This window comes from Rhodobacter capsulatus (genome assembly GCF_003254295.1).
Lineage (GTDB): Bacteria > Pseudomonadota > Alphaproteobacteria > Rhodobacterales > Rhodobacteraceae > Rhodobacter > Rhodobacter capsulatus.
Genome location: NZ_QKZO01000003.1, coordinates 265974 through 277695 on the forward strand (window position 1 = coordinate 265974; position 11722 = coordinate 277695).

Genomic DNA, 11722 nt, shown 5'->3' on the forward strand with positions numbered 1-11722 from the left:
GCATCCAATCAATCAATGCAGGCCCCCGCGTGAGCATCCGGGGGCACCTATGATTAAAGGGGCATCGGGGGCGTCGCGCAAGATGAAAACCGCCCGAGGTCGGATTTTGCGTATTTGCATTAGGCGGCGGTGGACGCGGCGGCCTCCCGCAAGCGGAGGGCCGCGTGATGGCCGAGGACAAACTCCTTGTGGTCAGCGAACGCATTCTTGGTGCGTCCGACCCCTTCTCCGAACTGGTCGCGTTCCTGCAGGAACGCCGCGACGAGAATGCCCGTCGCGGCGGCGATGACGAGGCTTTCGCTCTCAATCTGGCTTGGTGGGCGTCGCAACCGAGCATGCCCATCAGCGGCTGGAAGTCGGTCGAGACCGACACCGGAAGTTCGACCACCGGAATGAGCAAAACCGCGCGGCGGCGGGCAGAGATCGACGCTGCGATGAGTATCCCACCGGCAGAACTCCAGTCGATCGAGGCCACTGTCCGCGAAAGACAGAAGGCGGCATTTGCTGAGATAACTTCCTCGGTCAAGGGAGGCACTCGGAAATGAGTTCCTCGCATCTGGCGCGCCGGAACAAGATCAAGGTCTTTGCCGCATCGCTGCATCCGACGGGTGGGGACCACGGTTCAACTAGCATTTGGACCAATCTGGCCCTGAGCGTTTCCGCGTTGAAGCTCGGTACAGCCTCTTCGAGCGTGAGAATCAGGAACTTGATGACCGTGCTGCGCTGTTCGTCGAGCCAGTCGTGGAACTCGACCTCTTGCTCCGCGCGCCTGTCAGCGCTGTCGCCGATGATCCGCTCCATTTGCGCTTCCAGTGACGCCACGCGGATCCGCAAGTCTAGCTCTGTGGAAAGCCTCTGGCGCAGATGGTCGGATCGCCTTCGGGGATGCCCTTGCCGCCGCTGTCGATTTCTTCCGCAGCAAGATTGACACCGCTGCCCTTGACGCCGCCCTGACCCCGACCCGCAGGGGACCGAGGCCCGGCCTCTATGGCACGCCGCTTCACCTGCGCCGCCTTCGCACCGATGCCGCCCGCGCCGCCGCCCCTCTCGTGGCAGAGATCGACCGGCGCATGGCCCGCCTCGCCGATGTGGCCCGCGCCCAAGCCCCGGCCCAGCCTGTCGATGCCCGCCGTGCCGCCCGGCTGGCCGATGAACTTGACCGGCTGTCCGTCGCCCTCGGGCGACGCAATGCTCGCGCTGTGAAAGGCCTCGGACCCAAGGAGCCGACGACATGACCACCCGCCCCACCGCCACCATCACGCTCGCCGGGCTGCGCCGTCTCACTGGCGCCGAGCCGGGCGAACTGGAAAGCCTGATCGCGGCGGGCACGCTGCCCGCCCTCGACGGCGACCATCTGCCGATGGTGCAGGCGGTGCAGGCGTATCTCACCCACCTTCGCGAAACCGCCCGCACCGCCAGCGCATCGGCGGCGATGGCCCGCGCCCGTGACGCCCGGGCCGAGGCGAGCGAACTTGCCTTGGCCGTTTCTCGTCGTGACTTTATTCCGGACGGCGAGGCCGAGATGGCGACGGATTTCCTGTGCGGCATCATCGTGGACCGGATCGGCGGCCTTCCCGCCCGCGTCACCCGCGACCGGCAGGACCGGCGCGTGATCGAGGCCGCGCTTGCGAAGGCGCAGGAAGGCATCGCCGCAGATCTTGCCCAGCTTCCAGACTGAAGGCGCGTCATTGATCCGTCAAACTGGCGCAGCGGTCTGGCAGGCGCTCACATTCAAGACCTTGAGAATCGCGAGGAAGTGTCCCACCGTGCAACCATTGGGTTAACGGAGGAACGGCGAAATGGATTTCAAACAGCGCGTGGATGACCTTGGGGCTCGCTCGCGACACGCCAGCCAGCACGCGCTGACCGAGGAGGCGACGAAGACTTCGGTGATCCTGCCGCTGATCAAGGCGCTGGGGTTTGACCCCTTCAACCTCGAAGAGGTGGTGCCCGAGTTCATTGCCGATGTCGGCATCAAGAAGGGCGAAAAGATCGACTTCGCCCTCAAGATCGCAGGCAAACCCGCCATCCTCGTGGAGGCCAAGCCCATTTCAATGTCCTTGGGGTCGGCGCAATACAGCCAGTTGTTCCGCTATTTCACAACGGTAGAGGCGCGGCTTGCGATCCTGACCAATGGCCGCGAGGTGTGGTTCTTCTCGGACATCGACGAGACGAACAAGATGGACAAGAAGCCGTTCTTCGTCTTCGATCTGCAGAACTTCGATGACAGGCAGGTGGCCGAACTGGCCCGGTTCCAGAAGGAAGGCTTCGACATCGAGGCAATCCTTGAGGCCGCGTCGAACCTGAAATACGTCAAAGCCGCTTCGGCCGAGATTTCGCGCCAACTGGCAAACCCGGATGACGATTTCGTCCGCTTCTTCGGGAAGCACATTTACGAGGGCAGTCTGACCAAGGGGGCGATTGAACTGCTGCGCCCGGCCATTCAGGCCGCGCTGGATGACATCGTGCGCAATCGCATTCAGGAGCGCCTGAACCTCACTTTCGGCAAGGATGCTCCGCAGATCGACGGCGCGGACAAGAAGCCCGCCGATGCCCCTGCGGCCAGCGAGCCCGTGACGACCGATGACGAAATGCAGGCGTTCATGATCGTTCGGGCCATCGCTTCGAGAGTGGCAAGCGTGAGCCGGATCACAATGCGGGACGCGCTGTCCTATTGCAGCATCTTCGTCGATGACAACAACCGCAAGCCGATCTGCCGCCTTTACTTCAATGCGAAGAACAGCAAGTCGGTCGGTATCTTCGCGCCTCAGCCCGACAAGTCAGAAACGAAAGTCCAGATCGACGATCTGTCGGACATCTACAAGTTTGCGGAGCAGATCGAGGCGACCGTCAAAAGCTACCTCTGACCGCATCAGAGGGCGGGGCAATAGCTCGCGCGGCGGGCGGATCGACGGCGGGGCAGATTTCCGGCCCGCTTGTAGGCTTCTTGCGCTGTCAGCCCTTGGTTGGCGGAAACCCGAAGATGTGCGCCACGCGCCAGCACAGGGGCGCGGCGGCCTTTCCCTGCCCGTGGGTGGGTGCTATCTTGTCGCATCCCCACAATCAGGAGGCAGCCGCTCATGAACGCCCGAGCAACCGTGCGCAATCCCGAAATGGCCGCCCTCTTGGAGCAATACACCGCCCGGTTCAATGCGCGGCGTGCCGAAGCCTATGAAGCCGCGAACGCGGCCCCCGAGCAATGGACCCCGAAGGCGGTAGGGGAAACCATGATCGAGGCCCTGCGCTGGGCGCAATGGGCGGCTGGCAGGGTCGGGCCGGGCGGCGTCAAGACCGTCTCCCTTCCCTTCGTCGTGACACTGGACGAGCATCTGGCCGAGGGCTGGGGCCTGCCCGAAACCGCGGGCGACGACGAACCGGACCCCCGGCGACTGCGCGTCATGCCCTCGCCCGAACAGATCAGCCGTCATGAGGGAGATGCCCGAATCCTTGTATTGTGGCCAGAGCGCAAGGTAACCCGCAAACCCTTAGATGCAGAAGGCGGGTAGGCGGCGCGAGAAGCCGGGGCGCCGCCTGCACGATTCGAGGCCGGGCGCTGTCGCTCATAGAAAGCAGCACCTATGCCATTGGCAAAAAAATAACTTTCGGAAAAGTTGCTCGAATCCACCCCACCTGATCTAGGCAGTCTTTTTGTCCCACCGAGCCCTGAAAGCTTGACGAAGGCATCAATCTGTTAGTTTTCTTTTTGTAAAGCTAAGGAATGTGTGCTTCACCCCGGGCCACCAGCTACATGTTGGCTCGTTTTTGGCAGAGCAGGAGGATCTAATGGCAGATTTTATTTCTGACGGCGCGGTGCTTTCGCCACTGGCGCAACAACTGCAGAGCCTGATCACTCAAGGCATTGTGACGCCCTCTGATCGCACCGACACCCGCCCCCCTAGCGCAATGGTTGTGCTGCAGGTCTACGACGCTTCCGGTACTGGGCCGTTCAAGGTTAACGAGAGACGCTGACAAAATGCCCAACTGGCACGACGTATTGAAGGAACTCGAAGAGCATAGCACTTTCCATCAGATGCAGGCGACTCAGACGCTGGACATAGTCAGGCGGAAACATCTAAAGACGCCCGCAGACTTAACAGGTCGCAATACGATTGCGTATTATTCTGGGTGGCTTACGAAGCCCGGTGTTCATGGCGTTGAAGTGAACGATGATGACATGAATGCACTGATGAGTTGCATTCATGGCCTCGAAAGAGCTAAAGGCCTTGACCTAATCCTTCATACGCCGGGAGGCGGTATCGCCGCGACACAGGCCATAGTGAACTACCTTCGTTCAATGTTCGGTCGCGACATTCGAGCGATCGTGCCGCAACTCGCAATGTCGGCGGGAACGATGATTGCTCTATCATGTTCGTCTGTGGTGATGGGTAAGCAGTCATCGCTCGGTCCGATTGATCCGCAGTTTGGCGGTATCCCTGCTGATGTGGTGGTAGCGGAATTCAGTCGGGCGATGTCTGAAATCACCGAAGATCCGAAGAAAGCGGCAGTTTGGGCGCCGATTCTTGGCCGCTACACTCCATCTTTCTTGACGCAATGCGAGCACGCATGTGCATGGTCTCGCACATTCGTAGAAGAAGTGCTCACAAAGAACATGTTCTTTGAACACAATGACCCAAGCAAAGCCGCGCGAGCAGTTGTAGATGCCTTGGCCACCGCAGCGAGGAACAAAGCTCACGACAGGCATATAAGTGCGCAGGAAGTGAGTGAATTGGGCGTCAACGTTATTTCGTTGGAGGCGGATCCGGAGTTGCAAGACACTGTTCTGACGGTCCACCACTGCTACATGCACACTCTGGCCAGCACGACCTCAATAAAGATTGTTGAGAATCAGGACGGGCGTGCCAACGTCAGGCACCTTGCGGGGCCGCTTCCTCAAGTTGCACCTCAAGGGATGATTGCACAAGCCTAAGTGCACGACGACCCTTCCTATCTGAGTGTTTCCGTCTGCCGCATCAAAAGCACAAATCCCTAACAGATACGGCAGGCGGAGCGTCCAGGCTTTCGGTAGCCTCAATACAATCAGACGCCGTTGCGGCGGCGCTGAGGGCTATTACAGCTAAGCGCGTGAGCGGCGTTAATGGGCATATCTGCGCCGCGCTATCAACCCGCAAGCGCCTCGATCAACTCCGGCCCATCATCGCGCAGCCCAAACGGCGCAACCGGGTGATGCGCCAGCATCGCCCCGGCCCCGCGGGTCGCCACATCGTCGGTGCTGCCCAGCCACGCCTCGCGCTCGTCGGCATTCAGGATGACCGGCATACGGTCATGCAGGCCACCCATCGCCGCCGTCGCGGCCCGCGTCATGATGGTGCAGGTCAGGAGATCGCGCCAGCGGCTCGCCAGACCGGCCAGATGAAGGTTCGCCTCGTTGCCCCCGGGCCGGAAGAAATGCGGCTGGCGGTCGCCCTTGGGGCCGCTCCACTCATAGAACCCGCCGACCGGGACAAGGCACCGGCCACGCCGCCAGACCTGCCGGAAGGTCGGCTTGTCCCGCGCATCTTCAATCCGGGCGTTGAACGTCGCCGCCTTCCAGTCCCTCGGGCTGGCGCCATCGAACCATGACGGGATTAGGACCCAGCGGGCCTCCATCGCGATCAGCGGCGTCTTGGCGAGGATCACCACCGGCTCGGTCGGCTTGACGTTGAACCGGCTGCCGAACGGGTCGAGCTTGATCTGCGACATGTCCACTTCGGTGTTCCGAAGGTTCGGATCGACAATCCGCCCGCACATGCCCGCCGCCTCCTTGCCGTCGCCGCGTCCGGTTCAGGATGGCAGAGCGAAGGGCGCTTGTCGCGCCCGCGCTGCGGCCCAGCGGATCGTCAGGGGGACATGCAGTATCGACCAGCATCCGAGATAAAGGCGCACCGGCAATCGCGCCACGACTGACACCGCGATTGATCCGCCCCGGATGACATGGCTGGCCGAGACACCGATGCTCGGCAACGGTAAGGTGGAAGACATGAGCGATCAAGCCGGGCGCATGGGGCCGCGGGTGCTTCGATCTGGCGGAAGGGGGCAGGGTAACGCCCTTGGGGTAACGGCCATCGGGCACCACGGCGGGGTAACCTGTAGCTTTCGCCGTTGTTACCCCATTCGTTACCCCGAAAACGACGACGCCCCGCACGGGGCGAGGCGCTTGTCGTTCAAGTCTTTGTTTTTATTGGTGGAGCCACGGGGAATCGAACCCCGGACCTCTTGAATGCCATTCAAGCGCTCTCCCATCTGAGCTATGACCCCACCGGGTCCGCTTGACGTTTCCGTCTTGCGTGAGGCGGTGTATATGGACCTCAAGCGACGGGCGCAAGAGGAAAAAACACGCCTCGTCGCAAAATTTTTCAGCCCCCTGAAAACCGCCTTGCAGCAAAGGAAAAGGCGCGAAGTTGCCCTCGCGCCCGGTCCCGTCTTTTCCGTGATCCGCCCCTTTCGGGCCGACTCAGGCCTCGTCTTCGCCCCCCGCCACATCGGCGATGTCATCCAGCGAGACGTTGTCGTCCTCGTCATCCTCGAGCAGATCGTCGTCCAGATCGACGTCGCCGCCGTCCTCGTCCAGATCGTCATCGGTCAGATCGTCGACATCAAGATCGGCCGCGCGCGGCGCCACCTTGTCGGACACCATCACACGGCTGCGGCCCGCGGCCGTCAGGCTCTCGAGCGAGAAGCTGTTCGAGCAGACCGGGCAGGTCATCGGGTCTTTGGCCAGATCATAGAACCGGCTCGCGCAATGCGGGCAGAGGCGCTTGACGCCCCAATCCTCTTTCGGCATGGAAGTCTCCTGGCAAGCTCTTTCGCACAGAGTCGCAGCCAACTGCCACAACCGCCGCGGGGTGTCAAAGCCTTTTCGCGCGCAACCTGCCGCTTCCAGCCGGACCGATGCCGCCGATGACGGAAAGCTCCCTGATCCTGCCCGATCTGCCCGGTGTCGCCGTGCATCTGCGCCGCTCGGCCCGGGCGCGGCGGTTTTCGCTGCGCGTGAGCCGGATCGACGGCGCGGTGACGCTGACCCTGCCCGCCCGCGCCCGGCTGGCCGAGGCGGTGGCCTTTGCCGCGGCGCAAACGGACTGGCTGCGCGGCACGCTTTCGCAGCTGCCCGCGCAAAGCCGCCCCGGCTTCGGCGACATGCTGCCCTTCGAGGGCGCAGCACTGCGGATCGAGGCGGCGGCCCTGCGCGCGCCGAAACGCGAGGGCGACCGGCTTTTGGTGCCCGCGGGCGAAGATCGGCTGGGGGCGCGGCTTGAAACCTTCCTGCGCCACTGCGCCCGGATCCGGCTGCAGGCCGCGACCGAGACCCATGCGAAAGCCCTTGGCCGCCCGTTCAAGCGCATCACGCTGCGCGACACCCGTTCGCGCTGGGGCTCCTGCGCGGCGGATGGCTCGCTCTCTTACAGCTGGCGGCTGATCATGGCCCCGCCCGAGGTGCTGGATTACGTTGCCGCGCACGAGGTCGCGCATCTGGCCGAAATGAACCATTCCCCGGCCTTCTGGGCCGTGGTGGCGCGGCTTTGCCCCGACTACGCCCGGCATCGGGCCTGGCTGAAACAAAACGGCGCGGCGCTGCAGGCGATCCGTCTGACGGATTGACCGCGGCGGGATTCGTGATCACAAAGGGGCATGGCCCAACCCGCGACCCGCCCGACCGAAACCGCCGCCCATGACCGGCTTTACCGCAGCCTGCGCCAGCAGATCCTGACCGGCGAGCTCGCGCCCGGCCAGGCGATGACGCTGCGCGGCCTTGGCAAGCAATATGGCCTGTCGATGACCCCGGTGCGCGAGGCTTTGCGCCGCCTCGTGGCAGAAGGCGCGCTGACGCTGTCCTCCTCGGGGCGGGTCTCGACACCCGAGCTGACGAACGAGCGGATCGAGGAGCTGGCCGCGCTGCGCGCGCTGATCGAGCCGGAGCTGGCCTCGCGCGCCCTGCCCCGCGCCCACCTTGCGCTGATCGACCGGCTGTCCGCGATCAACACGGCGAATGCCGAGGCCGTCGCGCGGCGCGACGCGGTGGCCTATATCCGCACCAATCTGGAATTCCACCGCACGTTATACCTGCGCGCCCAGGCGCCCGCGATGCTGGCCGTGCTGGAAACGGTCTGGCTGCAGCTGGGGCCCACGATGCGGCAGCTGCACGGCAAGTTCCCCCGCACCGAGCCGCCGCGGCATCACCGCCTGATTCTGGCGGCGCTGCGGGCGGGCGACGAACCGGGGCTGCGGCTGGCGGTGCGCACCGATGTCACGCAGGGCCTGCGGCATCTGACCGGCTAGGGGGGGGCGCTGCCCCCCGTCCCTGCGGGACGCCCCCCGAGGTATTTGAAGCAAGATGAAAGGGCGCCGGGTTGCGGCCGGGTCCCTGATCGCGCAAATGTGCCAAGAAGCTGTGGCAGTTTCTTCCCGGCTGAACTACGCCTCTGCCACGTTTTCGATTTGACGAGGCCCAGATGATGAATCCTTTGACCGCCGAAGAGCGCAAGACGCTGGAAATGACCGTGTTGATGACGCCGGATCTGGCGAATTTTTCCGGCAAGGTGCATGGGGGGGCGCTGTTGAACTGGCTCGACCGCGTCGCCTTCTCGCTCGCCTCGCGCTATTCGGGGCGCTATGCGGTGACGATTTCCGTCGATCAGGTGATCTTCAAGGAACCCATTCACGTCGGCGAGCTGGTGCGGTTTCGCGCCAGCGTGAACCACACCGGGCGGTCCTCGATGGAGATCGGCATCCGGGTCGAGGCCGAGAACATCCGCGAGGGCACGCGGCGGCACACCAACAGCTGCTATTTCACCATGGTGGCGGTGGATGAGACCGGCAAGACCGTGCCGGTGCCGATGCTGGAGCCCGCAAACGAGACCGAGATGCTGCGCTGGAAGGCGGCCGAACTGCGCAAGGCGCTGCGGCGCGAGCACGCGGCACAGATGGAGGCCGCAGCGCTGGGCAAGTCGGAATAGGCGCGCCCGGAACCCGGGCTGTCCTTTTGCGTTGAGTGGCGGCAGGCGCTTTGCTAGCCTGCCCGAACCGAACCGGGAGACCTGCATGTATCGCCGCACCTTTCTGACGAGTCTGGCCGCGCTGGGCGTGGCCGCAAAGCCGCTGTTCGCGCAGGCCGCCACAGCTCCGGCGGCTCCGGCTCCGGCCGCGGCTGCTCCCGCCAAGACCTGGCCGATCGCGCCGCAATTCTACCCGACCGAGGTGGAGGTGAAGCCCGATCTGGCGGTGGGTTCGATCATCGTCGTCTCGGACAAGTTCTTCCTGTACCACATCATCGCGCCGGGCAAGGCGATGCGCTACGGCGTAGCGGTCGGCCGCGCGGAGCTGCAGTTCCGCGGCCAGGCGACGGTGGCGCGCAAGGTCGAATGGCCCAGCTGGAAACCCACCCCCGAAATGGTCAAGCGCAGCCCCGGCCATTACGCGAAATATGCCGAAACCGGCATGGCCGGGGGCCCGGGCAACCCGCTGGGCGCGCGCGCGATGTATCTTTACCAGAACGGCCATGATACCGGGATCCGCATCCACGGCACGGTCGAACCGTCCTCGATCGGCCATGCCGTCTCGAACGGCTGCCTGCGCATGGTGAACGATCATGTGATGGCGCTTTACAAGGTGGTCGAACTGGGCACGCCGGTCACGGTCTACTGATGCGCCTGACCTCGGTCGCCGAGGCGGCGGCGCTCGATGTCGACACGATCATCGACGTGCGCTCGCCCGCGGAATATGCACTTGATCATCTGCCCGGCGCGATCAACCTGCCTGCGCTGTCAAACGACGAACGCGCCCGGGTCGGCACGATCTACAAGCAGGTCTCGCCCTTTGACGCGCGCAAGATCGGCGCGGCGCTGGTGGCGAAGAATGTCGCGGCGCATCTGGAGGGCCCCTTGGCGGAGAAGACCGGGGGCTGGCGGCCCTTGGTCTATTGCTGGCGCGGCGGGCAGCGCTCGGGGTCGTTTGCAACGATCCTGCGCGCGGTGGGCTGGCGCACCGATCTCGTCGAGGGCGGCTATAAAAGCTGGCGGCGGCTGGTGCTGGAGACGCTGGAACAACCGATCCGGGCGCCGGTCGTCGTGCTGGATGGCAACACCGGCTCGGCCAAGACCGCGATCCTGCAGGCCGCCCGGGCGCAGGGCGCGCAGGTGATCGACCTCGAGGGGCTGGCCAATCACCGCGGCTCGATCTTTGGCGCACTGCCGGGCGGGCAACCGGCGCAGACCGGCTTCGAGGGCAAGCTGGCGCTGGCGCTGGCGCAGCTTGATCCGGCGCGGCCGGTGATCTTGGAGGCCGAAAGCGCCAAGGTGGGGCAGATCCAGCTGCCGAAAAGCCTGTGGGCGGCGCTGCGCACGGCGCCGCGGCTGCGGCTGCTGGCGCCCCTGCCCGCGCGCGCCGCCTATCTGGCGCGGGCCTATGCCGATATCGTCGCCGATCCCTTGCGGCTGACCCGGCTGATCGACCAGCTGCGCCCCTATCACGCCGCCGAGGTGATTCACCTCTGGCACGGGCTGGCCGAGGCGCGGGCCTTCGAGGCGCTGGCGGCCGAGCTGATGCAGCGCCATTACGATCCGCGCTATGACAAGCACCGCGCACGGCAGGACCACCGGGTGATCGAGATCGCGGCCGCCAACCTTGCCCCCGAGGCGCTGACCGCGCTGGCGGCAGAGGTCACGGCCGCGGCAGGGCGATTGGCGGTCTGAAGCACTTTTTCCCGATTTCGCCCTTGACGCCCCCCGCGCCATCCCTTAGTGACGCCGCCAGTGGCTAGGTAGCTCAGCTGGTTAGAGCACGTGACTCATAATCACGGGGTCGGGGGTTCGAGTCCCCCCCTCGCCACCAACAAAATCAAGCACATGGTCAAGATCCCCTTGAACGGTTTGCGGCACCGTTTACACGGCAAAATTTCCTGGCGTGCTTGGGCGTTGTTGCAGAATTCGATTTGGAAGGGATTCACACCACGAATCCATGCAGTTAGACGGGTTTCATGAGCAAGCCCAAACGCGCCCGCTACCGCACGATCAACTGGTCTGCCTAAAACACCGCCCTTCGCAATCGCGGATCTCTGCTGATCTGGCTGGACAAGAAGATGGCTTGGCACGCACCGCGTAAAAGCCGTCCTGAACGCCCGCCGGTGTTCTCGGATTCGGCGATCCAGTTTTGCCTCTCGATCAAGGTGCTGTTCAAGCTTCCGATCAGACAAACCACCGGTATGGCTGCCAGCCTCCTTCGGCAGGCCTGTTCCGGACTATTCCACGCTGTGCCGCCGACAAAAGACCCTGCTGGTCCAGATCCCTGAAGGCGAAGACATCGGCACGGTGACCGCCGACGGAGCCTATGACACACGCCGCGGCCACACCGTCTTCATCGACCGGCAGGCCATTCCGATCATCCCGATCCGCAAGAACAGACGCGCGTGGAAAGAAGACTGCCCCGCTGCGCTCGATATTGTCCTCGGACCAATGGCGGAGACTATCTTGCCCCGCAACGAAACCCTGCGAGCCACCAGGCACTACGGCAGAGCATGTCTCGGAAACGATGGACGGGATACCACGCCCGCAGCCGCATCGAGGCCAAGATGCGGTGCCTCAAGGCTTTCGGCGAACGCATCGCAGCAAGAGACCCGGACCGCCAAACCGCCGAAATCCACATCCGCGTCGCACTCATCAACCGCTTCAATGCCCTCGGCACTGCCGGGATCGTCCGCCTGGGCTGAACCAGAACGGGACAGGGGGAATCA

General features: G+C 64.0%; 14 protein-coding genes, 2 tRNA genes and 1 pseudogene. 13 read left to right on the forward strand and 4 right to left on the reverse strand.

From position 1 onward, the window contains the following. Positions 1-167 precede the first annotated feature (167 nt). Positions 168-545 carry a hypothetical protein gene (locus tag LY44_RS17605; RefSeq protein ID WP_146707204.1) on the forward strand — a complete coding sequence of 126 codons (378 nt, stop codon included), beginning with the start codon at positions 168-170 and terminating at the stop codon, positions 543-545. On the opposite strand, the gene LY44_RS05870 is transcribed toward LY44_RS17605, so the two are convergent. Continuing rightward, positions 523-801, reverse strand: a complete 279-nt coding sequence (locus tag LY44_RS05870; RefSeq protein WP_055256385.1) for a hypothetical protein — start codon at positions 799-801, stop codon at positions 523-525. The two genes, LY44_RS17605 and LY44_RS05870, sit on opposite strands and share 23 nt — an antisense overlap. A gap of 430 nt (positions 802-1231) precedes the next feature. On the opposite strand from LY44_RS05870, the gene LY44_RS05880 reads away from it, so the two are divergent. The 5 genes from LY44_RS05880 to LY44_RS05900 all read left to right on the forward strand — a co-directional run bounded on the left by LY44_RS05880 (position 1232) and on the right by LY44_RS05900 (position 4927). Next, a complete protein-coding gene (locus LY44_RS05880) occupies positions 1232-1678 on the forward strand; it encodes a hypothetical protein (protein ID WP_055212681.1) in 447 nt (148 codons plus the stop codon). A 121-nt stretch (positions 1679-1799) separates the two neighbouring features. Further along, the gene (locus LY44_RS05885) at positions 1800-2867 is read left to right on the forward strand and encodes a type I restriction endonuclease (protein WP_055212680.1); all 1068 of its coding nucleotides are present in this window, start codon (positions 1800-1802) and stop codon (positions 2865-2867) included. A gap of 213 nt (positions 2868-3080) precedes the next feature. Further along, positions 3081-3506 carry a hypothetical protein gene (locus LY44_RS05890; RefSeq protein WP_055212679.1) on the forward strand — a complete coding sequence of 142 codons (426 nt, stop codon included), beginning with the start codon at positions 3081-3083 and terminating at the stop codon, positions 3504-3506. Positions 3507-3783: 277 nt separating this feature from the next. After that, complete coding sequence (locus tag LY44_RS05895) at positions 3784-3969, forward strand: hypothetical protein (protein WP_146707205.1); 186 nt, start codon at positions 3784-3786, stop codon at positions 3967-3969. A 4-nt stretch (positions 3970-3973) separates the two neighbouring features. Then, complete coding sequence (locus LY44_RS05900) at positions 3974-4927, forward strand: SDH family Clp fold serine proteinase (RefSeq protein ID WP_081024370.1); 954 nt, start codon at positions 3974-3976, stop codon at positions 4925-4927. A gap of 191 nt (positions 4928-5118) precedes the next feature. Here the strand turns inward: LY44_RS05900 and LY44_RS05905 are convergent, their stop codons facing one another. The 3 genes from LY44_RS05905 to LY44_RS05915 form a co-directional block, all read right to left on the reverse strand. Next, positions 5119-5748, reverse strand: a complete 630-nt coding sequence (locus tag LY44_RS05905; protein ID WP_055212677.1) for an SOS response-associated peptidase — start codon at positions 5746-5748, stop codon at positions 5119-5121. Between the two features lie 431 nt (positions 5749-6179). Next, positions 6180-6255 (reverse strand) — tRNA-Ala (locus LY44_RS05910). A gap of 196 nt (positions 6256-6451) precedes the next feature. Then, complete coding sequence (locus LY44_RS05915; RefSeq protein ID WP_055212676.1) at positions 6452-6781, reverse strand: FYDLN acid domain-containing protein; 330 nt, start codon at positions 6779-6781, stop codon at positions 6452-6454. Positions 6782-6897: 116 nt separating this feature from the next. Between LY44_RS05915 and LY44_RS05920 the strand changes: the two genes are divergently transcribed. From LY44_RS05920 to LY44_RS05950, 7 genes and pseudogenes are all read left to right on the forward strand, one after another. Beyond that, a complete protein-coding gene (locus LY44_RS05920) occupies positions 6898-7596 on the forward strand; it encodes a M48 family metallopeptidase (protein ID WP_055212741.1) in 699 nt (232 codons plus the stop codon). Between the two features lie 30 nt (positions 7597-7626). After that, positions 7627-8274: a GntR family transcriptional regulator gene (locus tag LY44_RS05925; protein ID WP_055212675.1), complete on the forward strand. Its 648-nt coding sequence runs from the start codon at positions 7627-7629 to the stop codon at positions 8272-8274. A gap of 176 nt (positions 8275-8450) precedes the next feature. Next, the gene (locus LY44_RS05930) at positions 8451-8951 is read left to right on the forward strand and encodes an acyl-CoA thioesterase (RefSeq protein ID WP_055212740.1); all 501 of its coding nucleotides are present in this window, start codon (positions 8451-8453) and stop codon (positions 8949-8951) included. Positions 8952-9036: 85 nt separating this feature from the next. Continuing rightward, positions 9037-9639 (forward strand): L,D-transpeptidase, encoded by a 603-nt coding sequence (locus tag LY44_RS05935; protein WP_055212674.1) that lies wholly within the window; start codon positions 9037-9039, stop codon positions 9637-9639. After that, the gene (mnmH, locus tag LY44_RS05940) at positions 9639-10685 is read left to right on the forward strand and encodes a tRNA 2-selenouridine(34) synthase MnmH (RefSeq protein WP_055212673.1); all 1047 of its coding nucleotides are present in this window, start codon (positions 9639-9641) and stop codon (positions 10683-10685) included. Before LY44_RS05935 ends, mnmH begins: the two co-directional genes overlap by 1 nt. 62 nt (positions 10686-10747) lie before the next feature. Then, positions 10748-10824: transfer RNA gene (locus tag LY44_RS05945), tRNA-Met, on the forward strand. A gap of 145 nt (positions 10825-10969) precedes the next feature. After that, positions 10970-11698 (forward strand): annotated as a pseudogene (locus LY44_RS05950) (transposase). The last annotated feature ends 24 nt before the right edge of the window (positions 11699-11722 follow it).